The sequence below is a fragment of the Citricoccus nitrophenolicus genome (assembly GCF_047305825.1).
In the GTDB taxonomy this organism is placed as follows: domain Bacteria; phylum Actinomycetota; class Actinomycetes; order Actinomycetales; family Micrococcaceae; genus Citricoccus; species Citricoccus nitrophenolicus.
Genome location: NZ_CP063070.1, coordinates 1,307,081 through 1,333,628, shown reverse-complemented (window position 1 = coordinate 1,333,628; position 26,548 = coordinate 1,307,081). Strand labels below are relative to the sequence as shown.

The following is a 26,548-nucleotide window of genomic DNA, read 5'->3' as shown; positions in this document are numbered from 1 at the left end:
TCCAGCTTACACGGAATCAGCGGCGGGTCGTTGCAGGGCTGTGGGCTGCGCTACTTTGGGTAGGTGCTTCTCTCAGACCGTGACATCAGGGCCGAACTCGACTCCGGGCGAATCCAGCTGGACCCGCTCGTGCGGGAGATGGTGCAGCCCTCCAGCGTGGACGTCCGCCTCGACCGGTACTTCCGGCTGTTCGACAACCACAAGTACGCGCACATCGATCCCTCCGAGCCGCAGGAGGACCTGACGCGGCTGGTGGAGGTGGACCCCGAGGAGCCGTTCATCCTGCATCCGGGGGAGTTCGTGCTGGGCTCCACCTATGAACAGGTCACCCTTCCGGAGGACGTGGCCGCGCGGCTGGAGGGCAAGAGCTCGCTGGGGCGGTTGGGGCTGCTGACCCACTCGACCGCCGGCTTCATCGACCCCGGATTCTCCGGGCATGTGACGCTGGAGCTGTCCAACATGGCCACCCTGCCGATCAAGCTGTGGCCCGGCTCCAAGATCGGCCAGCTGTGCTTCTTCCGGCTGACCTCTCCCGCGGAGTACTCCTACGGCTCCGGTCCCTACCTCAACCGCTATCAGGGTCAGCGCGGGCCCACCGCGTCCCGCTCGCACCTGAACTTCCACCGGACGGTCATCGAGAAGTAGGCGGGTGTTGTCTCGCTGACATCAGTTGCCGGATCCGGTGGGGGTGTTTCGGCCAACACCCCCACGTGATCCATCAACTGATGTCGGATGATGTGGCTTCGATGCTGGATGCCGCGGCGGCGAGCCGGCGCTGCACGATGCCGATCAACCGGGTGAAGCCGTTGGCGAGGTCCTCGGCGGTCAGCCGGACGACCAGCCAGCCCCGCTCCTGGAACCAGGCGTCCCGGCGGGCATCGGAGGCCTGCTGTGCCTTGGTGCGGTGGTGCTTGCCGTCGTACTGGATGGCGATCCTCAACTGCCGGTACCCGAGGTCCGCCGCAGGGGAGTAGCGGTCGGCGGGGTCACCCTGGAGCTGGGTCACGGGCTCGGGCAGGCCGGCATCCACCAGAGCCAGGCGGGCCAGCGTCTCGGGACGGGAGTCAGCTCCAACACGGCACCTGGCCAGGGCGAGTCGGGCGGTGCGGACACCCTTGACCGACCCGGCACGTTCCAGGGTGGCGGACAGTCCGTCCAGGGTCTCCCATCCGTCCAGACGCTGTCCTCCCCGATAGGGCCGGTTGACGACGGCATCTCCGAGGACGACGAGTTCGCTGGCGGTGAGGGCGGGCGCGAGGTCCAGCCAGACCCGGGCGGGCGTGGTCAGGGCCAGTCGCAGATGGCCCATCCGGTCCTGGACCGCCAACGGGGAGCGGTGGGCCGTGATGCCCTTTCGTTGGACGGAGCCGGTCGCGTTGAACCAGGTGAGGTGGACGGTCTGATCCGCCGCCACGACTGCCGGGACGGGGAGCTTGAACACGTGGGCGGCCGTGGCGTGGGACAGCACGGTTCCCGGGAACCGCTTCAGCAGGGCGGCCAGGGCCAGCTGTCCGAGGCCGTGGGACGGCGGCTCGTGGCCGGACGGCCACCCGAGGTCGGTCCCCTCCGCCGCGTACAGTCCCCAGCCCAGGCGCACGATGTCCGCGGCCAGGAACCGGTCCCGGCTGACGCCCAGGCGCCTCGCCTCGGCCAGCGTGAAGGGCTGCCGGAGCAGCGGCTCGGGCAGGGGTTTTCGATGGGACACGGCTCCATGCTGGCTCGCCTCACCGACCCGTGGGGCCGCCCGCCGCCAAATTGTGGATAACGGCCGTGGGGCTGCTTCATCAGTTGCTGAATCGTGTAGGGGTATGTGCGCGAACACCCCCACCGGATCCAGCATTTGATGCTGACGGACCGTGCGTTCACCGGCCCGCCGTCCCGGGCCAGTACCATGCCCGCATGAGCACCCCTCCGGTGGCGTCGCCCGACGCCGGCCCCCTCGACCGTCCGTTGAACCGCAAGCACGTCGCGGCATGGGCCCTGTGGGACTGGGGTTCGGCCTCCTTCAATGCGGTCATGGTGACGTTCGTCTTCGGCACCTACCTCGCCTCGGAGTCCTTCGGGCCGGATGACCGCGGCACCCAGTGGCTGACCGCGGCCAACGCCATCGGTGGCCTGGTCATCGCCCTCACGGCACCGATCATCGGGCAGCGGGCCGATGCCGGTGGCCGGCGCAAGCTGTGGCTGGGGCTCAACACCGGGGTGGTCATCCTCCTGACGGCGCTGTGCTTCCTCGTCACCCCCGAGGAGTCCAGCCTGCTCCTGGGCGTCGTGCTCATCGCCGCCGGCAATGTGGCCTTCGAGTTCGCCGAGGTCAACTACAACGCCATGATGCTTCAGGTGGCCACGCGGAAGACCATCGGAAAGGTCTCCGGGCTGGGCTGGGGTGCGGGATACACGGGCGGGATCTTCCTGCTGCTCCTGCTCTACGTGGGCTTCATCGCCGGGGACACCCACTGGTTCGGGGTCACCAACGAGGAGGCGCTGAACATCCGGGTGGTGGCACTCTTCGCGGCGGGGTGGTTCCTGGTCTTCGCGCTGCCGGTGCTGCTGTCCGTCCCGGAACACCGGGCCAACTCCGCGGCTGAGGAGCGCCGGAGCATCCTGGACTCCTACCGTCAGCTGCTCCGGACCATCGCCGGGCTGTGGCGGCACGAGCGCAACACCTTCTGGTTCCTGGTCTCCTCCGCAGTGTTCCGGGACGGGGTGGGTGCCATCTTCACCTACGGGGCCATCCTGGGCACCACGGTCTACGGGGTGGATGCGGCCGATGTGCTGATCTTCGGGATCGCCGCCAACGTGGTGGCCGCCGCGGGCTCCTTCCTCGGCGGCTGGATCGACGACCGGATCGGCCCCAAGCGCGTCATCATGGCCTCGCTGATCGGCCTCATCGTCACGGCCTCCGTGGTCTTCTTCCTGAACGGGACCACGGCGTTCTGGGTCTTCGGCCTGACCCTCTGCTTCTTCGTGGGCCCGGTCCAGTCCGCCTCCCGCTCCTTCCTGGGCCGGTTGACCACGGAGGAGCGGGCCGGGGAGATCTATGGCCTGTACGCCACCACCGGCCGGGCGGTGTCCTTCCTGGCCCCGGCGCTGATCTCGGTGGCGGTGGCCCTCACGGGGGATTCCCGGTACATGGTGCCGGCGATCCTGTTGGTGCTGATCGCGGGAATGCTCCTGCTGATCCGGGTGCGGGATCCGAAGGTCGAGACTCTTTCCTGACGCCCTCCTGAAGCAACCCGCCTGAATGCCATGAGGGCCCTCGGACTTCGGAGGTCAACCTTCGAACAACCGTGACGGGGATCCCGGTATTCCCGGCGGCTCTCCCATGACGCCATCAGCACAATGCGTCAGTCAAGGGCTGGTGCGGGCGGTAGGCTATAACGGACCCCCCACCCTGAAGCTGGAGGCCGCCACGTGTTGACTGTGCTTATTGCTCTCTTTGCAGTGGCACTCGTGGCCCCCTTGATCTTCCGCGTGGCTCAACGCAACGCCTTCTACGTCCTGGCCGCGGTGCCGGCCGCCGGTTTCCTCTGGCTCCTGACCCGGTTGCCGGCCGTCCTCGAGGCGCAGCAGGCGGTGAACTCAGGGGCCACGCCGGCCGGTGCCGAGCCGGGTGGGCTCGTGCAGACCTTCGAGTGGATACCGGACCTGGGGATCGAGCTCTCCTTCAGGATGGACGCCCTCGCCACCTTCATGGGGCTGATCGTGCTCGGCGTCGGCGCCCTCGTGCTCGCCTACTGTGCGCGCTACTTCCAGAACAACGAACCCCGCAACGCAGCCTTCGGCGCCCAGCTGCTGGCCTTCGCCGGCGCCATGTTCGGGCTCGTCACCACGGATGACCTCCTGGTCCTCTACACCTTCTGGGAACTGACCTCGGTGCTGTCCTTCCTGCTGATCGGCTACTCGGCCCACCGCATCTTCGCGCGCCGTTCCGCCATCCAGGCGCTGATCGTGACGACGTTCGGTGGGCTGGCCATGCTGGTGGGCCTCGTCATGCTGGGCCAGGCCGCCGGCACCTACCAGCTCTCGGAGATCGTGGCCCGCGGACCGGAGCTGATGTCCGGGCCGTTGGGCGGCACCTTCATGGAATCGGCGATCGTGCTCGTGCTCGTCGGTGCCCTGTCCAAGTCGGCCCAGATTCCGTTCCACTTCTGGCTTCCGGCCGCCATGGCCGCCCCGACCCCGGTCTCGGCCTACCTGCATGCCGCCGCCATGGTCAAGGCCGGCATCTACCTGGTGGCCCGCCTGGCCCCGGCCTTCGCCGAGTCGGGCTGGTGGCAGGCGCTCGTGCTCGGCGTGGGCCTGTGGACCATGCTCGTGGGTGGCTGGAGGGCGCTGCGCCAGACGGACATCAAGTTGATCCTGGCCTATGGCACGGTCTCCCAGCTGGGCTTCCTCCTGGTGGCCAACGGACTGGGCAACCAGGATGCCGCCATGGCGGGGCTGGCCATGCTCGTGGCCCACGCGCTGTTCAAGGCCCCCCTGTTCATGGTCGTCGGCATCATCGACCATGAGGCGGGCACCCGTGATCTCGCCAAACTCTCCCGGATCGGCCGCAACCATCCCTGGCTCGCCGCCACGGCCATCCTCTGCACGGCCTCCATGGCCGGCATCCCGCCGCTCTTCGGCTTCGTGGCCAAGGAGTCGGTCCTGGAGTCGATGCTCCAGTGGGCCGAGCACGGCAGCGGCACCGGGCTGTGGTCCACCCTGTGGGCCTGGACCCCACTCGTGGTCGTGTCCCTCGGATCCGTCCTGACCGTGGCCTACTCCGCACGGTTCGTCTGGGGCGCCTTCGCCACCAAGAGGGTCCGCACGGACGGCGAGCTGAAGATGGTCGCGGACACGCACTTCCACGGCCCGGTCACCCTCGGCGCCCTGGGCCCCTCCGCCCTGCTGGCGCTGGCCGGCGTGGTGTTCGCCCTCATTCCCGGTGCCGTCGATGCCCTCCCGGTGGTCTTCGGCGCCTCGATGGAGCCGCTGGAACCGGGGGCGGAGGCCGCGTACCTGGCCCTGTGGCACGGGTTCACCCCCGTGCTCGGCCTCTCCGCGGCCGTGGTGGCGCTCGGCATACTGCTCTACCTCGTCAGGGACCGGGTGGCCCGCGTCCAGGAGGCCGTGCCCTCCTGGGTGGATGCCCAACGCCTGTACCGCTACACCCTGAGGATCCTGGATGACGTGGCCGTCTGGGTCACCGGCCGCACCCAGCGCGGCTCGCTGAGCTTCTACCTGTTCATCATCCTGGCGGTCGCCTTCCTCGCCCCCCTGCTGGCCCTGGTCTTCCCCCAGGAGAACGACGGCGGCGCGGGGCTGGCTTCCGCGGTCCTGGGCAACGCGAACTGGACGTGGGCCGATTCCGTGGCCCAGGTGCTCATCGGCGCCGCGATGGTCACGGGGACGATCGCCGCGATCCGGGCCCGCAAGCGCTTCATGGCCGTGCTGCTGGTCTCCGTCACCGGCTACGGACTGGCCGCGATCTTCGCCCTCCAGGGCGCCCCTGACCTGGCGCTGACCCAGCTGCTCGTGGAGTCCATCGTCCTGGTGGCGATGGTGCTCGGGCTGCGTGTGCTGCCGGCCGGCTGGTACACCCGGGACCGCACCAACATCCGCTGGGCCCACGCGGTGCTCGGCATCCTCTTCGGACTGGTCATGATCGCCGTGGCCGTGACCGCCATGGCATCCCGGGTGGCGGACCCCATCTCGCTGGAGATGCCGCGGCTGGCGTATGAGGAGGGCGGGGGCTCCAACATCGTCAACGTGCTGCTCGTGGACGTCCGTGCCTGGGACACCTTCGGTGAGATCACCGTGCTGGCCGCCGCGGCCACCGGCGTGGCCTCGCTGATCTTCATCCAGCACCGGGACCGGCGCACCGGGGACCTGGACGCCGTGGCCTCCGGGTCCGTGGGCCGTTACAGCCCCCGGGGAGCGCAGGAGAGCCGCGAGTTGGCCGCCGTGCGCAAGTTCGCGATCGTGGACGAGGACCAGTGGCTCGTGGCGGGACGCACCGTGGCACCGGAGCGCCGCTCCATCATCTTCGAGGTGGTCACCCGCCTGGTGTTCCACGTGATCATCCTGCTGTCCATCTATCTGCTGCTGGCCGGACACAACACCCCCGGCGGCGGATTCGCAGGCGGTCTGATCGCCGGACTGGCCCTGACCATCCGGTATCTGGCCGGCGGGCGCTACGAGCTCGAGCAGGCCATGCCCATCCCGGCCGGCGTGCTGCTGGGCTCCGGCCTCGCGCTGGCCGCCCTGACGGGCATGGCCCCGCTGTTCTTCGGCGGCCAGGTGTTCCAGTCCGCCATCATCGAGTTCTGGCTGCCGGTGTTCGGGGACCTCAAGTTCGTCACCTCCACGATCTTCGACATCGGTGTCTACCTCGTGGTGGTGGGCCTGGTCATCGACGTGCTGCGGTCCCTCGGCTCCGAGGTGGACCGCCGCTCCGAGGCCGAGGCGACGGCCCAGACCGAGGCCGAGCGCCGCCGTCGTGAGGCACGCGCTGCGGCACTGGGGTCCGGAGGGACCGGCCGCAGCGGCGGAACCGGGGCGGTGACCTCATGAGCGTGAACCTGTTGCTGCTGCTCGTCATGGGCGTGATGTACGCCGGGGGGATCTACCTGCTGCTGGAGCGGACTCTGACCCGGGTGCTGTTCGGCGTGATCCTGATGGCCAACGCCACGAACCTGCTGATCGTCACCGTGGCCGGTGCGCCCGGCCAGGCTCCCCTGGTGGAGGACGGGGTGGATCCGAGCGCGTACACGGATCCGTTGCCGCAGGCCCTGACGCTGACCTCGATCGTCATCTCCTTCGCCATCACGGCCTTCATGCTGGGCATGATCTACCGGTCCTGGAAGCTGGGCCGCCGGGACGAGGTCCTGGTGGACACCGAGGACGTCAAGGTGGCCGAACGGCCCTCCTTCGACGCGGAGGAGGACGCCGAGCTGTTGGAGGAGCCCTCGGAGTTCCTGGAGGAGGACGAGGACCCCAACGCGGATTACGAGCACGCCACCGCCATCAATCCCTCCACGGGCTCCATGCCGGTCCGGCACCGGGCGGACGGAACGGTCAAGGTCAAGGCGGACGCGAACCGGCATCTGCCGGGCACCGGCCGGCAGAAGCAGCGGCATGACCCGGAGGAGGGCGAACACCCCGTGGGCTCCCAGGGCCATGACGATCACCTGCCGGACGAGGATGAACGCTCCGGCAGTCCCCGATCCCGTCCCCGGGCTCGCAGATCGGGCACACCGGACAACCCGGGCACACCAGACGATTCGGGCAGCACGGACAACCCGGCCAACACGGACAACCCGGCCAACACGGACAACCCGGCCAACACGGACAACCCGGGCCAGAAGGGTGGTGAGTGATGGACTTCGAGATCGTCTCCCTCGCCCCGCTGGCCGTCCTGCTGCCGATCCTCGGCTCCGCCCTGGCCTTCGTGCTGGTCCGCCGGCCCAAGGCCCAGATCGCGGTCACGGTCACCACCATCACGCTGACCCTTCTGCTGGAGTGCGTGCTGCTGGCCAGCACGTGGGACACAGGGGCGGTGGCGGTGTTCCTCGGCGGCTGGGAGGCCCCCTGGGGCATCACCATGGTGGTGGACCGGTTCTCGGCCCTGATGCTGGTGATCTCCTCGGCGATCGTGCTGGCCGTGCTGATCTACGCCTCGGCCCAGGGCATCACGGACCAGGACCAGGGCGGCCCGGTCTCGATCTTCCACCCCACGTTCCTCATCCTGGTGGCGGGCGTCTCCAACGCGTTCCTGGCCGGGGACCTGTTCAACCTGTACGTGGGCTTCGAGATCCTGCTGACGGCCTCCTACGTGCTGCTGACCCTGGGCGGGACCGGGCCACGGGTGCGCGCCGGCGTGACCTATGTGGTGGTCTCGGTGATCTCCTCGGTGATCTTCCTGATCGCCATCGCCATGATCTACGGCGCCACGGGAACCGTGAACATGGCTGACCTGGCGGTGAAGCTCGCGGAACTGGACCCGGACGTGCAGATGGTGCTGCACGTGATGCTGCTCGTGGGCTTCGGCATCAAGGCCGCCGTGTTCCCGCTGTCCTTCTGGCTGCCCGACTCGTACCCCACCGCCCCCGCGCCGGTGACCGCCGTGTTCGCCGGGCTGCTGACCAAGGTGGGCGTCTACGCCATCATCCGCACCGAGACGCTGCTGTTCCCGGGAGACCGGGTGAATGCGCTGCTGCTCTGGGTGGCGTTGCTGACGATGATCGTCGGCATCCTCGGGGCACTGGCGCAGAACGACATCAAACGTGTGCTCTCCTTCACGCTGGTCTCCCACATCGGCTTCATGATCTTCGGTGTGGGGATGTCCAGCATCCTGGGCCTGGGGGCCACGGTGTTCTACGTGGTGCACCACATCACCGTGCAGACCGGGCTGTTCCTCGTGACGGGGCTGATCGAGCAACGGGCCGGGTCCGCCAACATCGACCGTCTGGGTGGACTCGCCCGCATCTCGCCGGTGATCGCGATCCTGTTCTTCATCCCCGCCATGAACCTCGGCGGCATCCCGCCGTTCTCCGGATTCCTGGCCAAGGTGGGCCTCATCCAGGCCGGTGCGGCCATGGACGAGCCCCTGGTCTGGGTCCTGGTGGCCGGGTCCGTGGTGACCTCCCTGCTGACCCTGCTGGTCATGGTCCGCGTGTGGACGCGTTCCTTCTGGCGCCGGGTGGAGGACGTGGAGCACCCGCCGGCCAAGCTGGTCCTGGCCCTCGAGCACGCCGAGGCGCGCCGTGACGGCAAGCCCCGGCCGTCCACCTTCGCCAAGGGGCCCGCCCGCGGCATGGCCTATCCGACCGTGGGGCTCGTGGCGCTCGGCCTGGCCTTCACCGTGTTCGCCGGGCCGCTCTACGCCTTCTCGGACCGCGCTGCCACGGACATGCTGACCCGCACCCCGTACATCGAGGCCGTACTGGGCCCGGAGGCCGCCGAGCAGGCCCTGCAGGACGTGGGCGGACTCGAGGATCGTGGCATCATCTCCCCGGAACAGGAGAACTCCGGCCCGGGCGTGCTGGACTCCATCGGCGGTGACTCCGAGGGGCACAACACCGGCTCGCAGCCACGGGACGCGGCCGGGCAACCGGGTCAGGCCCCCACGGAGGCCGGGACCGGAGCCTTCGGCGCCACGGAAGGAGGGCGGCCATGAGCGCGGACCAGACCGGCCCATCCGGCCAGGACAGGTCGGCCGGCCCGGCTACCCAGACCAGCCCGGACAACTCGGACAACCAGCGTTCCTTTTGGAGCCAGTGGCCCATCCTGCTCGGGCTGACCCTCACGTGGGGCGCCCTCTGGCAGGACTTCTCCCCGGGGGTGCTGCTGGCCGGCGTCCTGTTCTCCACGCTGATCCTGTGGTTCTACCGGTTGCCGCGGGTGAACTTCGCGGACCGCTTCAACCCCTGGCACGCCCTGGTGTTCACGGTCCGGTTCCTGTGGCACGTGGTGACCGCGTCCATCTCGGTGGCGTGGGACGCCATCACGAAGGGCCCGCGGATCGTCAACTCCGTGGTGGCCGTGCCGTTGCGCAGCCACGATGACCTGATCGTCACCCTGACGGGTCATGCCCTGGCGCTGGTGCCCGGCTCCCTCGTGATCGACGTGGACCGGCCCAGTTCAACCCTGTTCCTGCACTGCCTCAACGTGGGGAACGCCGAGGCGGTCGAGTACTTCCGCCAACAGGCACTGCGCACCGAGGCCGCCATCATCCGGGCCATCGGCAGCCGGGCGGACCTGGAGCTGGTTCGCCGGGACGTGGCGGTCCCGGATCCAGAGGGGAGTGAGCGCGCATGACGCTGTTGGAATGGGCGGGAATCGTCTGCATCGTGCTGCTGGGGGCGGGGGCCCTGGCCGCGATCTACCGGATCGTGCGCGGACCCTCGATCCTGGACCGGGCCATCGCCACGGACGTGCTGTTGATCGTCATCTCCTCCGCGCTGTGCGTGGAGATGGCCGTGCACCACCACACGGACAACGTGGTGTTCGTGGTGGTGGCCTCGGTGATCGGGTTCGTGGGTTCGGTGACGCTGTCCCGGTTCGTGGCGGAATCGAAGAAGGAGCCGAGCGAACATGTCTGAGACCGGAATCTCCCTGGACACCGTCTTGGACGGTGTCGCCGCCGTGCTGCTGGTCCTCGGCGCCCTGATGTCCACCGTGGCCGGGATCGGCCTGTTCCGGTTCCCTGACCAGCTCTCCCGGATGCACGCGGGCACCAAGCCGCAGGTGCTCGGCCTGCTGCTGGTGCTCATGGCCCTGGCGTTCGCCGGGCGCGCCTGGGTCTGGGTTCCGGTGCTGTTGCTGGCCTGGGTGTTGCAGATGCTCACGGCCCCGGTCTCGGCGCACCTGGTGGGCCGGGCGGGCTACCGCACCAAGCACCTGCGGCCGGAGTACCTCTACGTGGACGAGCTCGCGAACGTGGTGGCCCGTCAGGATGACGCGGGCCGTCCCGCCGCCTCCGTGGTGGATCAGCGGAACGTGCCTCAGGAGGACCCGAGCGACATCCACGGCCGGGACTGACACCCGCCGCGGAAGCCCGGCGGCCGGCGTCGTGCCCCACCCGCCGGTGGGGGTGCGGATCAGACCTCGCCGACGCCTGCCTTGGAGGTGGAGCGAGCCTGGATCCGTTTGACGGCCGCGTTGGCGCCGCGCTTGGAGGTGACCTTGATGATCGCGGAGATTCCCGCGGAGATCACCGCGAAGGAGATGGCGCTGACGAGGTGCTCCTCGGTGTCGTCCAGGTCCTTCGGGGCGTCATGGCCGGTGACCGCCTTCCAACCGAACTCCACCAGCTTGGCGCCGACGATGCCTCCGCCAATGGTGATGCCGGTGGCGATGAGCTTTTCCACGAGGTTGTTCACGCTGGTTCCTCCAGAACTCCGGGACGATATTCGGTGGTCGGTGCCAGCCTAACCGCTCCATGGTCACGCCCGCGCGCTGCTTTCGGCCCCGCCCCGCGGGTGCACTATGCTGGACCGACACTGTGAACGACAGGGGAGCACCGCCTCGGTGCTGAGAGTGCGCGCACGCGCAGACCCTCGAACCTGCTCCGGCTAGCACCGGCGAAGGAAGTCGAGTTCTCCGATGGACCATCGGGACGCCGTCCAGTGGGCCCGGTCAACGGGTCACCGCGGCGTCCTGTTCCATCCCCCTCCTTGGATCCTTGAGGAGGAACATCATGGGCATCACCAACACCACTCATACCCCCACCCCCGGGCACGACGACGGCCCGCCGACTCCCGCGGCAGCCGGCACCCCCGGCACGGTGAAGGCACCGGCCGGCCGCTCCTGGCGCGTCGTCGACATCGTGGTGGCCGCCGTCATCGCGGTGGCCTCCGGCGTGATCTTCTGGGCCTGGAACCTGGTCTACGCCGGAATCGGCCCGGCGTTCGCGGCCTTCCCGCCCTCCTCCGCCCTCGTGGCGGGCATGTGGCTGTTCCCGGCTGTGCTCGGTGGGCTCATCATCCGCCGCCCCGGCGCGGCGCTGTTCACCGAGCTGGTGGCCGCCACGGTCTCCGCACTGTTGGGCTCCCAGTTCGGACTGACCGTGCTGGCCTCCGGCCTGGTCCAGGGTCTGGGCGCCGAACTGATCCTGCTGGTCTTCCTGTACCGCCGCTTCACGTTGCCCGTGGCCCTGCTGGCCGGCCTGCTGACGGGGATCCTCGGTGGGGTCAATGACGCCTTCGTCTTCAACTGGTTCCCCGAGTACACCCTGGACTGGAAGTTCATCTACGTGGGCCTCGTGGGGGTCTCCGGGATCGTCATCGCGGGGCTGCTGTCCTGGTTGGCCACGCGCGGGCTGGCCGCAACGGGGGCCCTGTCCGCCCTGCCGTCCCGCCGGGCCCATCAGGAGCCGGTGGTCTGAGCCGGTGACCGGAGCTCGCATCACGGCCGAGGGCTGGGGCTGGCGGCACGCGGGGAGGCCCACGGCCGCCGTCGCCGGTCTCGACCTGACGGTTCCGGCCGGGCAGAAGGTGCTGCTGGCAGGGCCCTCCGGAGCCGGCAAGTCCACCGTGCTGTATGCCCTGGCCGGTGTGCTGGATCCCGCCGACGAGTCCGAGGAGACCGGCCGGCTGCTGGTGGACGGCGTCCCCACGCGGGAACTGCGTGGCCACGCGGGTCTGGTGCAACAGGACCCGGAGACGCAGGTCATCCTGTCCCGGGTGGGGGATGACGCCGCCTTCGGAGCCGAGAACCTGCAGGTCCCGCGGGAGGAGACCTGGGACCGGGTCCGGGACGCCCTGGACGCCGTGGGTCTTGGGGAGGGGGAGGGGATCGCCCTGTGGCGGGACACCTCCAGGCTCTCCGGCGGACAGAAGCAGCGTCTGGCCCTGGCCGGGATCCTGGCCATGCGGCCGCCGGTCATCCTGCTGGACGAGCCGACGGCCAACCTGGATCCCGCGGGCGTGATCGAGGTGCGGGACGCCGTGCTGGCCGTGGCTGAGCGCACCGGTGCCACCCTCGTGGTGGTGGAGCATCGGCTCTCCGTCTGGGCCGACCACGTGGACCGTCTGCTCGTGCTGGAGCCCGGCGGCGGCATCAGCCATGACGGCACCCCGGAGGAGTTGCTGGCGCCCGGCGAGGTTCGGGACGGGCTGGCCGCCGCAGGCGTCTGGGTGCCCGGCCGCGTGCCCCCCTCGACCCCTCGCAACTGGAGGTCGAATCCGGCCCATTCCGGGGACGAATCCGCCGGAGATCGGGCCGCATCTGACCTCCAGTTGCGGCAGGAGGGCACGACGGCGGCCGGTTCCGATGCGCGGTCAGCCCGCCGCCTGCTGAGCGCGAGGGGGCTGTCCGTCTCACGGGAACCCCTGCGTACCGGATGGCGCCGCCGCTTCTCTCCGGCGCCGGCACCGGTCCAGCAGGGTCTGGACCTGACCTTGGAGGCCGGCGAGGCCGTGGTGGTGACGGGGGCGAACGGGTCCGGGAAGTCCACGCTGCTGCTGACCCTGGCCGGGCTCATCCCGTCCCATGCGGGCTCGCTCACGGCGGGGACGAGGCTCAGGGGGGAGCACGGCGTGCGGCTGCCCGAGGACCCGTACCGGTGGAAGGCGGCGGACCTGGTCAGCCGGATCGGCACCGTGTTCCAGGAGCCCGAGCACCAGTTCGTGGCCACCACGGTCAGGGACGAGTTGCTGTTCGGGCCCCGGCACGCCCGCGACCCGCAGACCGGGCGGCGGCTCTTCACGGACGATCAGGCCGCTGAGCGGGCCGAGTCCCTGCTGGGCGCGCTGCGGCTCACCGCACTGGCCGAGGTCAATCCCTTCACGCTCTCGGGCGGGGAGAAGCGCCGGCTCTCCGTGGCCACGGTGCTGGCGGCCGGTCCGGAGGTGGTGTTCCTGGACGAGCCGACCTTCGGCCAGGACGCCACCACGTGGGCCGTCCTGGTGGGACTGCTGCGCGGGATCGTGGCCGAGGGACGCTCGGTGGTCGCCGTGACGCATGACCGGGACTTCGCCGCCGCGCTGCAGGCCCGCACGGTACGGCTGGAGGCCGCCGCATGATCGGGCCGCGCCCCGCGCCCAGCGCCTTCCGGGCAGAGAGGGCTGGTCTGCCGGGCCCGGAAGGTGGCCCGGGGGCGCCCTCGCGTCCCGTGGCCGTCTCCGTGTTCGACCGCGCCAACCCCCTGGCCAAGCTTGCGGCGCTGCTGCCGGTGACCGCGGTGCTCGTGGCCACCATGGACTGGGTCTCGTCCGGGATCGTGCTGCTGGCGGCCGTGGCCCTGCTGCCACTCTCGGGGATCCGCGTGGGTGAGTTCCTCCGCCGTGCCTGGGTCCTGGTGGCTGCCGCCCTCGTCTCCGCCTGGGGCACCGCGCTGGTGGGGGAGGACTCCGGCGCCGTGCTGCTGGCGGCCGGACCCGTGACCCTCTCCGAGGGTTCCGTGCTCGCCGGCCTGGCCACCGGACTGCGCATCCTCGCCGTGGCGCTGCCCGGGGTGATGGTCTTCATCACCACGGACCCCACCGACCTGGCCGACGCGCTCTCCCAGCGGCTTCGGCTGCCCGCCCGGTTCGTGCTCGGCTCGCTTGCCGCCTTCCGGCTGCTGGGCGTGCTGACGGAGGAGTGGCGAACCCTGGGGCAGGCCCGCCGGGCCCGCGGCGTGGGGGCCGGTGGCAACCCGTTCCGGCGTCTGGGCACCTGGTTGGGGCAGGTGTTCGGGCTCATGGTGCAGGCCATCCGCCGCGCCACCAGACTCGCCGTGACCATGGAGGCTCGTGGCTTCGGTGCCGGGGAGCGCACCTGGGCTCGGGAATCGCGGTTCGCCGCCGTGGACCTCTGGGTGGTGCTCGGCGGCTTCGGGTTGGCTGCGCTGGCGGTGGGTCTGTCCGTGGCCAGCGGAGCGTTCAACCTCGTCTGGGCGTGAGCCCCGAGTCCCTCAGTCGAGGGGAGCCGCGGCCGCCCCGTTCGGCCCGTGGTCGCCCGGGGCGAGGTCCTCGGCCAGGAAGGCGTTGAGCTGCTCGGTGAGTCCGGCGTCCTGCGGCAGCTCCTCGCCGTCCAGGTGGGTCACGGGGGCCACCATGCGCACGGAGGAGACCAACCACACGGCGTCGGCATCGAACAGGTCGGCGGGCTCCAGCGGTCCGTAGCCCAGTGCCCACCCGGACTGCGCGGCGGCGGCGAAGATGGTGCCCTGCGAGGTCCCGGGCAGGATGCCGGAGCTGCGCAGCGGCGTGATGAGCTCCACGCGCTCCGTCCCGTCCGGCTGGGGGATGCGCCGGGCCAACAGCACCGTGGAGGTGGGCCCCTCCAGCACCTTGCCGTCCGAGGACGTGAAGATCACGTCATCAGCCCCCTGGGAGGCGGCGTGGCGCAGGGCTGCCATGTTCACGGCATAGCTCAGCGACTTGGTGCCCATCAGCAGCCACGGGGCGCGCTCCGCGATGCCGGAATCGAACCCTCGGTCCAGTAGCAGCACCTTCAGCCCGCGCTCCCGGGCGCCGGCCATCCCCTCGGAGACGGGGGAGACGAGCACCCAGTAGGTGCCCGGGAGGGGCCCGACGCCGGCTGCGTCCCGCACGTAGTGCCCGCCCCCGGGGGCCCCCTCGGGGCCGCGGGTGGCCACCAGCTTGACCACGGCATCCGCGCCCGGTGAACCCTGGGCGAAGGCCTGCAGCCCGGCCGTTGCCGCACGGCGCCAGGTCTCCGCGGGAGGAATCGGGATCTGGAGGGCCCCGGCGGAGGAGGCCAGCCGCTCCAGGTGGGAGTCCTCCTTGCGGACCCGATGCCCTGTGGCGTCGGTCGGGCCGGCCGTGGCCACCGCCGTCATGGTCTCGAACACCCCGTCCCCGCGGGTCGCCCCCTGGTCGGTGACGAGCAGGGCCGGGAGGCGCGGATCGGCCACCCGGAGACGCAGCCCGGAACCAACACCGGAACCGGCGCCAGCCGCGGGGCCGGCCGGGCCTGCGTCGTGCTCGGAGTGCTCCAGGAAGACGACGACGGACTCCCCGGGGCCGGGGACGAATGGGGCGGAGGGCGCGGGCGTGGCAGGCATGGTCCCAGACTACGCAGAAGGGCGGGGAGCACCCATGGTGCGCCCCGCCCTCATCATCCTGTGGACTTCCCGTGATCCTGTGGTGGACCGCGGTGGGTGGCCGGTCAGACCCGGGCGGAGTCCTCCGCTACGGGTTCCGTCTCAGACTCGGCATCCGCCGCGGAACCTGCCTCGGAACCGTCGGCGGCGGCCAACTCGGGGTCGGAGTAGCCGTGGCTGCGCTCCAGGGAGGAGCCCTCCACGTCCACGTTCGGCAGGATGCGGTCCAGCCACTTCGGCAGCCACCAGGCGGCATCCCCGAAGAGGTGCATCAGGGAGGGCACCAGCAGCAGCCGCACGATGAACGCGTCCACGAGCACGCCGAAGGCCAGGCCGAAGCCGATCGGCTGGATCATGGCGGACTCGGAGAACACGAAGCCACCGAACACGCTGATCATGATGATGGCCGCGGCGATCACCACGGACCGCCCGGCGTGCAGGCCCTGTTGGACGGCCACCTTGGCGGGGGAACCGTGGGCGTAGGCCTCGCGCATCCCGGAGGAGACGAACAACTGGTAGTCCATCGCCAGGCCGAACAGCACGCCCACCAGGATGGTCGGCAGGAAGGCCAGGATGGGGGCCGGGTTGTGGACCTGGAAGATCGGTGCCAACCAGCCCCACTGGTAGATGGCCACCACACCGCCCATCGAGGCGAAGGCCGAGAGGATGAACCCGCCCGTGGCCACGAGGGGCACCAGCAGTGAGCGGAACACCACCACCATGATGATCAGGGACAGTCCGACGACGACGCCCAGGTACAGCGGCAGGGCGTCGGCGAGTTTCTCGGCCACGTCCACGAACCCGCTGGTGTTGCCGGCCACCGCGAGGTTCTCGGCCTGCAGTCCGGCCTCGGACAGGTCTGAGGCGCGCAGGGTGTGCACCAGCTCCTCGGTGGAGACGGCATTCGGCCCCTCGGCGGGGATGACCTGGAACATGGCCATGCCGTTGTCCTCGGAGACGGCGGCAGGGACCACGGAGGTCACGTGGTCCACGTCCTGCAGCTCCTGCGCCACAGCGATCTGCTGGTCCGTGATCTCGGAGTCGCTCAGGCCCTCGGGCAGGTCTGCGGTCACCACGAGTGGGCCGTTGCGACCCTCGCCGAACTTCTCGCCGATGGTCTGGTACGCCTGGTGGCTCGCGGACTCGGGGGGCTCCGAGGCGCCGTCCGGCAGGCCCAGCCGCATGGAGAAGAACGGGATGGCGATGACGGCCAGCACGGCGACGGACACCACGGAGGTCAGCACGGCGCGCAGGTTGGACATCGGTTTCGGGGCGGTGCGCGCGGCAGGCCGGGAGGCCTCCACCTCCTGCGGGGAGGCAGTGTGCTTGCCGGTGCCGACGGTTCTGGTGGCTGCCGCCACCATGGCGTCGGCCGCGGCGCGCTCCTTCTTCGAGAGCACCCGGTGCTTGGCCAGGCCCAGCAGGGCCGGCAGCAGGGTGATGGCGATCAGCACCGCGAGGGTCACACAGACGGCGCCCACGGTGCCCATCAGACCCAGGAACGGGATCCCGGTGACGTTCAGGGCGGACAGGGCGACGACCACGGTCAGGCCGGCGAACACCACGGCGTTGCCGGAGGTGCCGGTGGCCAGGCCGATGGACTCGTGCAGGGCCACGCCGTCCTTCAGCTGGCGGCGGTGCCGGTTGATGATGAACAGGGCGTAGTCGATGCCCACGGCCAGGCCGAGCATGAGGCCCAGCACCGGGGTCACGGAGAGCATGTCGATCAGGCCGGAGAAGGCCAGGGCGCCGGCGGCACCGATGCCCACACCGATCAGCGCGGTGAGGATCGGCAGGCCGGCGGCCACGATGGTGCCGAGCATGATGAACAGCACGATGGCGGCGATCACCAGTCCGACCACCTCGGCAGGGCCGACGATCGAGGGGATGGCCTGGGAGAGGTCATTGGCGGGCAGGACCTCCACGCCGCTGAGGTCGGCGTCCGTCAGGGTGGCCACGACCTCGTCCTTCACCGCCTGGTCGATCTCCAGCATGGGGGCGGTGAACGTGACGGAGCCGACGGCCGTGGTGCCGTCCTCGGAGACCGTGGAGTAGTGCTCGGTGAGGGCCAGCATCTGTTCGCCCTGGGCCAGCTCGGTCTCGCCGTCCTGGATCTCGGTGGCGGAGGAGTCCAGGGTGGCCTGGTTGGACTCGATCTCCGCATTGCCCTCGTCCAGTTGGGCCTGACCGGCCTCCAATTGCTCCCGCTGGGCGTCCAGGGCGGCCTGCTGCTGCTCCAGCTGGGCCATCATGGCGGCCGGGGATCCTGCGGCCTCGGCCTGGGCGCGGGCCTCGTCCAGCTGGGCCTGGCCGGCCTCGAGCTGTTCGATGCCGGCGTCCAGCTGTGCCTGGGCGTCCTCGGCCTGGGCCACCGCCTCGTCCAGCTGTGCCTGGCCGTCCTCCAACTGCTGGCGGCCCTCCTCCAGTTCGGCGCGGCCTTCCTCGAGGTCCTGCGCGCCGGAGGCCTTCTGCTCCTCCGTGGCGAAGGGGTCCAGGATGGAGTCCACACCCTCGATGCCTTCGACCTCGGTGAGCAGATCCGAGACCTGTTGCTCCTGCTCGGCGGTCAGATCGGAGCCGTCATCCGTGCGGAACACCACGGTCCCGGCACCGTTGGCCGCCTCGGGGAATTCCTCCTGGAGCCGGTCGGTGACCTGGCTCGTGGGGGTCCCGGGGATGGTGATCGAGTTGGTCAGCGTCCCGCCGAAGGCGAGGAGTCCGCCGATGGCCAAAGCGAGCACCAGCAGCCAGGAACCGATCACGGTCCAAGGGCGTCTGGACGATCCGAATCCGAGTCGGTAGAGCAGTTCGGCCATGCGGTGCTTCTCCTTGCGGGATGATGTGGAAACGGCATGCGGGATGATCCGCGGGCCAGAGGAGGTCCGCGGACCACTATAGTAGACGTAACGTCTCGTATTGAAATTCGGGGACGAGATCACGAGGGAGGAACGCCAGTGAGCGTGGAGCACCGCGGCCGGCCGCGCAGCGAGAAGTCACGATTGGCCGTGCTGAAGGCCACCGCGGGGCTGTTGGTGGATGGGGGCTATGAGGACCTCACCATCGAGGGGATCGCCGCCTCCGCCGGGGTGGGCAAGCAGACCATCTACCGCTGGTGGGGCTCCAAGGCCAGCGTGGTGGTCGAGGCCCTGGCGGAGGGGTACCTGCAGGCACCGCTGGCCGCACCGGCAGACACGGGGGACCTCCGCGGCGATCTGCGCGAATGGCTGCTGGGACTCAAGGCCGAGATCGAGGCACCCGAGATGTCCCGACTGTTACAGGCCATCATGTCCGCCCTGACCTCAGCCAGCGAGACCTCCTCCGCCATCCACGAGGCCCTGATCCAACCCATCATGAGCGGTCTGGACGCCCGATTCGGGGCTCATGATGCCGCCCGGCCCGGGGAGCTGGCTGCGAAGCCGGATTTCCTCGCGGAGGCCATGGGCGCCTCTCTGCTGTTGCATGTGATGTTCGCCCGGCCACTGACGGCCGAGTGGATCGATCAACTGCTGGACCTGGTGGTTCCCCGCTCACCGTAAGCTGGGGTGATGCTCTGGCCTGTTGCCGAGTTCGGCTCCTACCCCTTCTGGCTGACCGTGGCTTTCTGGATCGTCGACGTCGGCATCCGAGTGCTGCTGTTGGGCATCGTCCCCGGCGGCCGCCGTCCCGCCGTGGCGATGGCCTGGCTGCTCATCATCTTCTTCCTCCCCCTGCCCGGCCTCGTGCTGTTCCTGCTGCTGGGATCCTTCCGGCTCGGCGGGCAACGCCGGTCCCGGCAGAAGGCGGTCAATGAGGCGCTGGGGCAGGCCACGGGCCACCTCCGGCTACCCAATGACGCCGGTATGGCCCCGCGGTATGTGGTCTCGGCGGCTCGGCTGACCCGAAACCTGACGAGTTTCCCGATGCTGGACGGCAACGGCTTCGAGTTCATCACCGACTACCGCGAGTCCATGCGGAGGATGGCCGAGGAGATCGACCGCGCCCAGGATTACGTGCACGTGATCTTCTACATCCTCGCGGACGATCCGGAGGATCGGCAGGGGTACTCCTCCACGGTTCTGGACGCGCTGGAGCGGGCCCATGCCCGGGGTGTGACGGTGCGGATCCTCTTCGACCACATCGGCTCGATGCGGGTGAGGGGTTATCGGCAGATACGGCGCCGGTTGGACGCGGCCGGTCTCGAGTATCACCTGACCATGCCGGTGCAGCCGCTGCGGGGCAAGTATCAGCGACCGGACCTGCGCAATCACCGCAAGATCCTGGTGGTGGACGGTCTGGTCGGTTACACCGGATCGCAGAACCTCATCGAACCCGGATACAAGAAGGCCTCTGCCCACCGGATGGGCCGCGAATGGGTGGACCTGATGGCCCGGGTGACCGGCCCCCTGGTCGCCTCACTGGACATCGTGTTCGTCACCGACTGGTACGCGGAGACCGGCGACGAGTTGGAGGGCAAGTTCCGGGAGCCGGACCCCGCCGAGTTCGAGATCGATGAGGGCAGCATCGGCCAGGTCGTCCCCTCCGGGCCGGGGTTCGCCAACGAGAACAACCTGCGCCTGTTCAACCACCTGTTCTATTCGGCCCGCGAGCACCTCGTGGTGGTCTCGCCGTATCTGGTCCCTGACGACTCCATGCTCTACGCCCTGACCACGGCGGCCCAGCGGGGTGTGGAGGTGGAGCTGTTCGTGTGCCGCAAGGCGGATCAGTTCATGGTCCACCACGCCCAACAGTCCTACTATGACGCGCTGCTGGACGCCGGCATCCGCATCTACCGCTACCCGGACCCCAACGTGCTGCACTCCAAGCTGTTCACCATCGACCAGGACGTGGCGGTCTTCGGCTCGTCCAACATGGACATGCGTTCCTTCTCCCTGAACATGGAGGTCTCCGTGCTCACGGTGGGCTCCGAGGTGGTGGAGGCGCTGCAGCCGGTGATCGACCAGTACCGCGAGGTGTCCGAGGAGCTGACCAAGGAGCAGTGGCGGGCCCGGCCGCGGGCGCAGCGCTGGGTGGACAACGTCTTCCGGCTCACCTCGGCGCTCCAGTAGCCGTCCGGCGTCCTGCGTCCGGTGTCAGGCATCCGGGAACGCCGAGCCGAGCACGCGCAACACCCCGTGGGCCTTGGTGCGCACCTCGTCCCATTCCTCCTCCGGGTCTGAGTCGGCGGTGATCGCTCCGCCCACGCCGAGCGAGAGGTGCGTGGCGTGCGCGCCGGGACCGGCCGCTGCAGTGCCCGGAGCCAGCTGGTCCGCCGGGACCGGGACCGCGACCAGCGTCCGGATCAGCACATTGAGGTCCGCGGCCCCGTCCGCGGAGAGGTAGCCGGCCACGCCCGAGTAGATCCCGCGCGGGCCCGCCTCCAGCCGCTCCAGCAGGTCCATGGTGGAGATCTTCGGCGCCCCCGTCATGGAGCCGGGCGGGAAGGCCGCGGCCAGGGCGTCCGCCCGCGGCACCCCCGGCTCCAGTTGCGCCGTGACCGTGGAGACCATCTGGTGCACGGTCGGATATGACTCGATGGCACACACCCTCGTGGTGGCCAAGGTGCCGGGGACGGCGAAGCGGGAGAGGTCGTTGCGCGCCAGGTCCGTGATCATGATGTTCTCGGCCCGGTCCTTGACGGAGGCCGCCAGCTCCGCGGCCAGGGCGCGGTCCTCGGCGTCGGTGCCCCCGCGCGGACGCGTCCCCTTGATGGGCTCGGTCACCAGCCAGCTGCCGGCCGCCACGGAGGAGACCGAGAGGAATCGCTCAGGACTCGTGGAGAGGATCTCCGCTCCCTGCCCTGCGCCGGCCCCCGCCTCCGCGCGCAGGTACAGGGTGAACGGGGCCCGGTTCGCGCCCGCGAGGCGTTGATAGGTGGACCAGCCGTCGAAGTCCTCCGTGGTGGCCTCGAGCTGGGTCGTCAGGCAGACCTCGTAGGTGTTGCCCTCCACGATCTCGTCCTGGGCCGTGCGGATCTTGGCCAGGTACTCCGCTCGGGAATCCCGCAGGGTGAACGTCGGAGGGGGCGGCGCGGCCGGCGCCCCGGGCGCTGGGGGTGTCGGGGAGGTCGGAGGTGCGGCGGATTCCAGATCGTGCACGGTCCGGTCCGCCCAGTCCGGACCGTCCGGATCATCGGCGCGCCAGTACAGCACGGTGGTCCCGGCCACGTGGTCCACCGCGGCTCCGCGTCCGGGCCGGAACAGCAGAGCCTCGGGTGGAGTGTGCTGGGCACCGGCGGCTTGCGGGGCCTCCGGAGCGGAGGCGCCGTCCGGGGAGCCGGCCTCCCGCTTGATGCCGTAGCCGATCCAGCCCATCCATCCGGGCCGGAAGGGGCCGGGCCCGGATCCTTGGCCTTCTTCCGAATCCGGCCAGACGGTAGCCAGCCACGGGAAGAACCCGCCCGGCCGGCGCACCATGACGTGACCGCCCTGGACGGTGGTGGTGCCGGCCCGGTGCTCGGCGCGCGGGGAGGCGCCCGTCGCGAGCCCGATGAGCGAGTGTCGGCTGCGCTCCAGGGCGGGCGTGACGTCACGGTCCGAGCTCTCCAGCAGCAGGGCCGTCGCCGCATCCGGGCCGCCGGACGCGGCGAACAGTGCCCGCGGATCCACTGCGGTGGGCAGTGTGCGGTGTGCCCAGCGGTCCGGCCCCGGGGCGGGCACCAGGGCCAGGGCGGCGTCCCACCCGGGCAGGGAGCGCAACCCCTCCACGAGATCGGCGGCCGCCGAAGGGGCAGCGGCGTGGCCGTCCACCGTCAGCCACGCGGCATCCGCCACGTCGTCGGCCGCGAGGTACTCGTCCTCCTGGGAGGCCCAGCGGTCCCAATGGGCGGCGAAGGTCTCGCCGTCACGGTCCAGCGCGCGCCGCTTGCGCTCAGCGTCCTCCATGGCCACCCAGGCCACGGCGTGCATGTGCGGTCTGGCCTGTCGGTGCCCGGCGCCCACGCCCTCCAGGATCACGACGTCGGCCGGGGCAGTGACGTCCGCAGCGCCCGGTGCGCCGGTGGTCCAGTCCCACCACCGCCAATGGGCGGGGCGGCCGGCGGACAGCGGTGAGACGACGTCCTGGACGTAGCCGGGGAGGGACGCGGCGAGCCCGTCCCACCCGGGGTACACGGAGTCGAGGTGGAACACGGACACGCTCAGGTGGGGACGCAGCAGGGCCGCCGTCTCCACGGCGAGTGAGGTCTTCCCGGCTCCGGAGCGGCCGTCGATCGCCAGGATCAGGGGAGTGGGTGCTGGGTTCATGCCGGGCCGTCCGCGGGGGGCTCAAAGGTGTTCAGGGCGTCTGTGGCCGCGGCGAGGACCTGACACGCAGCCAGTATCTGGTCCGGGGTGAATCCGGAGAGGTGGGCGGCCAGGTGCCGGGACAGGGGAACGAAGATCCGGCTCCCGTCCTCGGCAGCCGTCTGCGTGTGGGTGACGCTGACCCGGCGCCGGTCCGTGGTGGACGGGCTGCGCCGCGCGTGGCCGTTGGACACCAGCCGGTCCACGAGGGCCGTGGTGGACGCTGAGGTCAGGCCCAGCAGCCGGCCGAGGTCGGTGGGGCTGGTGTCCAGTCCGGCCTCCCGGCGCTGCATCAGGATGGTCAGGGCGCGCAGGTCGGTGCGGTGCACCCCATGTCGGTGACCGGCGGCGTCCACAGCGCGGTCCGATGCCTCGGCGTAGTGCCGCAGGGACTGGAGGAGCTGGTGCAGCTCGGCGGGGGGCTCACCCGGTGGTGTCATGGGGGCTCCTTCCGCCGGATCGTGACCCAAGAAGTCTACTGACCGCCCGGCGGCGGCTCCCGCTGTCGCCGGGGTGGAGGACGTGCTTGAGGCTCGACGTGCCGCTGACCCCCAAAGTATCTCGATCGTCGAGGTATTCGGCTAGGGTGGCCTCATGCCTTCCGCGCCCCGCCATCGTGCCGAGACCCAGGCCATCTCTCCCGCCCCACGCCGTAACGGTCCCGCGTGGCTGAGACCGGTGGCCGCCGTCCTGCTGGTCCTGGCCTGGTTGGCCGGGACGGGGCTCGGCGGGCCGACCTTCGGCAAGCTCGGGGACGTCTCCTCCAATGATCAGTCCACGTTCCTGCCCGCCTCCGCCGAGTCCACCCGGGCTGGCGAGTGGGTGACCCGGTTCACCGACGGTGATCAGATCCCCGCCCTCGTGGTCCTCGGCCTGCCGGAGGGTCAGGCGCTCTCCGAGGGTCGAAGTGCGGCGGGTGAGATGGAGGCGCTGGCCGAACTCGGCGAGGAACTGGGCGCCGTGGACGGGGTGGATCAGTTGATCGGTCCGGTGCCGTCGGAGGATCGGGAGGCCGTGCAGTTCATCGCGCTGATCGAGACAGGGACCGCGGAGGCGGACGAGGTGGTCGAGGACCTGCGCGGTGTGGCGGCCACCGCCGGGACTCAGCTGGAGACCGCGGGCGAGGGCGGCCTGGCGGGAGCTCAGATCCACGTGGCCGGCCCGGCTGGACTCGCGGCGGACCTGGCCGGTGCCTTCGCCGGCATCGACGGGATCCTGCTGGCCGTGGCGCTGTCCGTGGTGTTCATCATCCTGGTGCTGGTCTACCGGTCCGTGCTGCTGCCCGTACTGGTGCTGTTCAACTCCGTGGCAGCCCTCTGCGTGGCCATCCTCGCGATCTATTGGATGGCCTCCATGGAGTGGATCGCCCTGAACGGCCAGTCGCAGGGCATCCTCTCCATCCTCGTCATCGGTGCCGCCACGGACTACTCCCTGTTGATGGTGGCCCGCCACCGTGAGGAGTTGCGCGTCCACTCCAGCGTCGCCACGGCCGTGCGCAACGCGTGGAAGGGCTCGTTCGAGCCCATCACCGCCTCCGCGGCCACGGTGGCCATCGCTCTGCTGTGCCTGCTCTTCTCCGACCTCAACTCCAACCGGTCCCTCGGCCCGATCGCGGCCTCCGGGATCGTGCTGGCCTGGGCGGCGTCCCTGACCTTCCTGCCGGCGGTGCTCTACCTGGTGGGGCGGGCGGCCTTCTGGCCGTCCGTTCCCCGGCCGGGTGTCGTGTCCCGCAAGGGCGTCGGGTTCCAGCAGCCCGTCGATGCCGGTGGTGCGCCGATTCGCGGACTCGAGTCCAACCACGGGGTGTGGACCAGGGTCGGTTCCCTGGTGGCCCGGCGGCCGCGCGCCGTCTGGATGGCCACCGCCGCGGTGCTGCTCGTGGGAGCTGCCGGGATCACCCAGCTGCAGGCCAGCGGGGTGCCCCAGACGGACGTCCTGCTCGGGGAGACTGACGCCAAGGCCGGCCAGGTCGTGTTGGAGGACCACTTCGACGCCGGCACCGGGGCTCCCGCGGCCATCATCGCCCCCGCGGATCGTGCCGAAGAGGTGCTCCAGGAGGTTCAGGATGCCGAGGGGGTGGCCTCCGCCACCCTCACGGCCGAGAACGGGGGACCGGCCGGTGCCGGGCCTGGGGAAGGCGCCGATCAGGGGGCGCCCGGGGCCGGCCAGGGCGGTCCGCCGGCCGAACCCCTTGAGATCGACGGCCGCGTGTACCTGCAGGCGACCCTTGCGGACCCGGCGGACTCCATGGAGGCCGAGCAGGCCGTCGTCGGGCTCCGGGAGAGCCTGCACGCGCTGGATCCCGAGATCCTGGTGGGCGGGACCACCGCCACCGCCCTGGACACCAACACCACGGCGCAGGCTGACGTGCGCACCCTCATCCCACTCGTGCTCGTGGTGGTGCTCCTCATCCTGATGGCTCTGCTGCGCTCCGTGGTGGCACCCGTGCTGCTGGTGCTGGCCACCGTGGTCAGCTTCGGCACCGCCATGGGCGTCTCCGCGCTCGTGTTCAACCACGTGCTGGGTTTCCCCGGCGCTGACCCCACCGTGCCGCTCTACGGCTTCGTGTTCCTGGTGGCCCTCGGGGTGGACTACACGATCTTCCTGATGACCCGGGCGCGCGAGGAGGCTCTCACGGTGGGGACGCGGGCCGGCGTGCTGAAGGCGCTGACCGTGACTGGCGGCGTCATCACCTCGGCCGGGATCGTGCTGGCGGCCACCTTCGCCGCGCTCGCGGTCATCCCGCTGATGTTCATGGTGCAGCTGGCGTTCATCGTGGCCTTCGGAGTCCTGTTGGACACCTTCTTGGTCCGCTCGCTTGTGGTTCCCGCGCTGACCCATGACCTCGGGGCCAGGGTCTGGTGGCCCTCGAAGTTGTCCCGGCCGGCCCGGGGTTGGTGACTCGGCGCCACGGCAATCGTGCCGGGCCACAGCGATTCTCGCTGTGACCCGGCACGATCGGTGTGGCTGGCGCGATCAGCCCTGGTGCTTCAACTCCCCGGTGGCGGTGGAGAGGAACGAGCGCAGGAACCACTGGAACAGCTCCAGCTCGCGGGTCTGGGCCACCAGGAGGTCCTCGGCCATCGGATCGAGCTTGCCGACCTCATCGATGGCGTTGCGGTGGTCCGCGATGACGCCGTCATAGACCTTGTCCAGGGCGGAGATGTGGGTCAGGGTGTCGGCGCGGCCCACGGTGTAGTCCTCCCAGGTGCGCTCGGAGGTGATGGTGCCCGGGGTGCCCTTCGGGGACAGTCCCATGGTGGCCACGCGCTCGGCCGTCTCGTCCACGAAGCCGCGGACGGTGTCCACCTGGGGGTCGAGCATCTCGTGCACGGCGATGAAGTTGGGGCCGACCACGTTCCAGTGGGCGTGCTTCAGGGTGAGTGCCAGGTCATTGAGGGCGTGCAGGCGCATCTGCAGGAGTTCTGCGACGCGGTGGCCGTCCTCCACCTCCAGGCCGGGGACGGTGTACTTCGCGGGGGATTCGTTGCCTGCCATGGTGACTCCTTCGTGTGGTGTCACTGCGGCGCGGATTGCGGATTCTTCATGCGCCGCGGTGTTGATGCTCTCACCTCACCACCCGGAAGATGTCCGTGCAAGCAAACTTAGCCTTCCCTCACTTATTATGAGTAGTTCAGAACAGTGGCCGACGACGGCAGGGTGGGAATGATTCTCGGCCCACCTCGGTTGTACTGGGCGATGCAAACATGAGTCGGGTTGACTCAAGGCAGATTGACAGGGGTTGCCCGGT

General features: G+C 70.1%; 21 protein-coding genes and 1 riboswitch. Of the genes, 14 read left to right on the top strand and 7 right to left on the bottom strand.

The window, feature by feature from the left end; genetic code table 11:
- The first annotated feature begins 63 nt into the window (after positions 1-63).
- Complete coding sequence (gene dcd, locus IMT31_RS06135; RefSeq protein WP_345360096.1) at positions 64-645, top strand: dCTP deaminase; 582 nt, start codon at positions 64-66, stop codon at positions 643-645.
- Between the two features lie 73 nt (positions 646-718).
- Here the strand turns inward: dcd and IMT31_RS06130 are convergent, their stop codons facing one another.
- On the bottom strand, positions 719-1,705 hold the full coding sequence (locus IMT31_RS06130) for an endonuclease domain-containing protein (protein WP_413544101.1): 987 nt from the start codon (positions 1,703-1,705) through the stop codon (positions 719-721).
- Between the two features lie 194 nt (positions 1,706-1,899).
- On the opposite strand from IMT31_RS06130, the gene IMT31_RS06125 reads away from it, so the two are divergent.
- The 7 genes from IMT31_RS06125 to mnhG all read left to right on the top strand — a co-directional run bounded on the left by IMT31_RS06125 (position 1,900) and on the right by mnhG (position 10,527).
- Positions 1,900-3,219, top strand: a complete 1,320-nt coding sequence (locus IMT31_RS06125; RefSeq protein WP_413544100.1) for an MFS transporter — start codon at positions 1,900-1,902, stop codon at positions 3,217-3,219.
- Between the two features lie 195 nt (positions 3,220-3,414).
- On the top strand, positions 3,415-6,558 hold the full coding sequence (locus IMT31_RS06120) for a Na+/H+ antiporter subunit A (protein ID WP_413544099.1): 3,144 nt from the start codon (positions 3,415-3,417) through the stop codon (positions 6,556-6,558).
- Positions 6,555-7,364, top strand: coding sequence for a Na(+)/H(+) antiporter subunit C (locus IMT31_RS06115; protein WP_413544098.1), 810 nt, complete (start codon positions 6,555-6,557; stop codon positions 7,362-7,364). The genes IMT31_RS06120 and IMT31_RS06115 overlap by 4 nt, the downstream gene beginning before the upstream one ends.
- Entirely contained in the window at positions 7,364-9,163 is a 1,800-nt protein-coding gene (locus tag IMT31_RS06110; protein ID WP_413544097.1) for a Na+/H+ antiporter subunit D, read from the top strand. The genes IMT31_RS06115 and IMT31_RS06110 overlap by 1 nt, the downstream gene beginning before the upstream one ends.
- Positions 9,160-9,804, top strand: coding sequence for a Na+/H+ antiporter subunit E (locus IMT31_RS06105; RefSeq protein ID WP_413544096.1), 645 nt, complete (start codon positions 9,160-9,162; stop codon positions 9,802-9,804). The genes IMT31_RS06110 and IMT31_RS06105 overlap by 4 nt, the downstream gene beginning before the upstream one ends.
- Positions 9,801-10,088: a monovalent cation/H+ antiporter complex subunit F gene (locus tag IMT31_RS06100; RefSeq protein WP_413544095.1), complete on the top strand. Its 288-nt coding sequence runs from the start codon at positions 9,801-9,803 to the stop codon at positions 10,086-10,088. Before IMT31_RS06105 ends, IMT31_RS06100 begins: the two co-directional genes overlap by 4 nt.
- Positions 10,081-10,527: a monovalent cation/H(+) antiporter subunit G gene (gene mnhG / locus IMT31_RS06095; protein ID WP_413544094.1), complete on the top strand. Its 447-nt coding sequence runs from the start codon at positions 10,081-10,083 to the stop codon at positions 10,525-10,527. Before IMT31_RS06100 ends, mnhG begins: the two co-directional genes overlap by 8 nt.
- 59 nt (positions 10,528-10,586) lie before the next feature.
- Here the strand turns inward: mnhG and IMT31_RS06090 are convergent, their stop codons facing one another.
- Positions 10,587-10,868, bottom strand: a complete 282-nt coding sequence (locus tag IMT31_RS06090; protein WP_345360120.1) for a DUF4235 domain-containing protein — start codon at positions 10,866-10,868, stop codon at positions 10,587-10,589.
- Between the two features lie 121 nt (positions 10,869-10,989).
- Positions 10,990-11,095, top strand: a riboswitch (TPP riboswitch).
- 90 nt (positions 11,096-11,185) lie between these two features.
- Here IMT31_RS06090 and IMT31_RS06085 point away from each other — a divergent pair.
- The 3 genes from IMT31_RS06085 to IMT31_RS06075 are packed head-to-tail and all read left to right on the top strand — an operon-like array spanning position 11,186 to position 14,371.
- A complete protein-coding gene (locus tag IMT31_RS06085; RefSeq protein ID WP_345360123.1) occupies positions 11,186-11,872 on the top strand; it encodes an ECF transporter S component in 687 nt (228 codons plus the stop codon).
- A 4-nt stretch (positions 11,873-11,876) separates the two neighbouring features.
- Positions 11,877-13,511, top strand: a complete 1,635-nt coding sequence (locus IMT31_RS06080; RefSeq protein WP_413544093.1) for an ABC transporter ATP-binding protein — start codon at positions 11,877-11,879, stop codon at positions 13,509-13,511.
- The gene (locus tag IMT31_RS06075) at positions 13,508-14,371 is read left to right on the top strand and encodes an energy-coupling factor transporter transmembrane component T family protein (protein WP_413544092.1); all 864 of its coding nucleotides are present in this window, start codon (positions 13,508-13,510) and stop codon (positions 14,369-14,371) included. Before IMT31_RS06080 ends, IMT31_RS06075 begins: the two co-directional genes overlap by 4 nt.
- Positions 14,372-14,383: 12 nt before the next feature.
- Here the strand turns inward: IMT31_RS06075 and IMT31_RS06070 are convergent, their stop codons facing one another.
- Together IMT31_RS06070 and IMT31_RS06065 are read right to left on the bottom strand one after the other, a co-directional pair.
- A complete protein-coding gene (locus tag IMT31_RS06070; RefSeq protein ID WP_413544091.1) occupies positions 14,384-15,499 on the bottom strand; it encodes an aminotransferase class IV in 1,116 nt (371 codons plus the stop codon).
- 104 nt (positions 15,500-15,603) lie between these two features.
- Positions 15,604-18,354 (bottom strand): MMPL family transporter, encoded by a 2,751-nt coding sequence (locus IMT31_RS06065; protein ID WP_413544090.1) that lies wholly within the window; start codon positions 18,352-18,354, stop codon positions 15,604-15,606.
- Positions 18,355-18,492: 138 nt separating this feature from the next.
- Between IMT31_RS06065 and IMT31_RS06060 the strand changes: the two genes are divergently transcribed.
- Both IMT31_RS06060 and cls read left to right on the top strand, forming a co-directional pair.
- Positions 18,493-19,074 (top strand): TetR/AcrR family transcriptional regulator, encoded by a 582-nt coding sequence (locus IMT31_RS06060; protein WP_345360138.1) that lies wholly within the window; start codon positions 18,493-18,495, stop codon positions 19,072-19,074.
- Between the two features lie 9 nt (positions 19,075-19,083).
- Positions 19,084-20,583: a cardiolipin synthase gene (cls, locus tag IMT31_RS06055; protein WP_345360141.1), complete on the top strand. Its 1,500-nt coding sequence runs from the start codon at positions 19,084-19,086 to the stop codon at positions 20,581-20,583.
- A gap of 24 nt (positions 20,584-20,607) precedes the next feature.
- Here the strand turns inward: cls and IMT31_RS06050 are convergent, their stop codons facing one another.
- Positions 20,608-22,758 (bottom strand): chorismate-binding protein, encoded by a 2,151-nt coding sequence (locus IMT31_RS06050; protein ID WP_413544089.1) that lies wholly within the window; start codon positions 22,756-22,758, stop codon positions 20,608-20,610.
- Positions 22,755-23,237 carry a MarR family winged helix-turn-helix transcriptional regulator gene (locus IMT31_RS06045; protein WP_345360147.1) on the bottom strand — a complete coding sequence of 161 codons (483 nt, stop codon included), beginning with the start codon at positions 23,235-23,237 and terminating at the stop codon, positions 22,755-22,757. The genes IMT31_RS06050 and IMT31_RS06045 overlap by 4 nt, the downstream gene beginning before the upstream one ends.
- Positions 23,238-23,391: 154 nt before the next feature.
- Between IMT31_RS06045 and IMT31_RS06040 the strand changes: the two genes are divergently transcribed.
- Positions 23,392-25,698, top strand: a complete 2,307-nt coding sequence (locus IMT31_RS06040) for an MMPL family transporter (protein ID WP_413544088.1) — start codon at positions 23,392-23,394, stop codon at positions 25,696-25,698.
- A gap of 75 nt (positions 25,699-25,773) precedes the next feature.
- Here IMT31_RS06040 and IMT31_RS06035 read toward each other — a convergent pair whose 3' ends face one another.
- A complete protein-coding gene (locus IMT31_RS06035) occupies positions 25,774-26,295 on the bottom strand; it encodes a DNA starvation/stationary phase protection protein (protein ID WP_345360154.1) in 522 nt (173 codons plus the stop codon).
- Between the last annotated feature and the right edge of the window lie 253 nt (positions 26,296-26,548).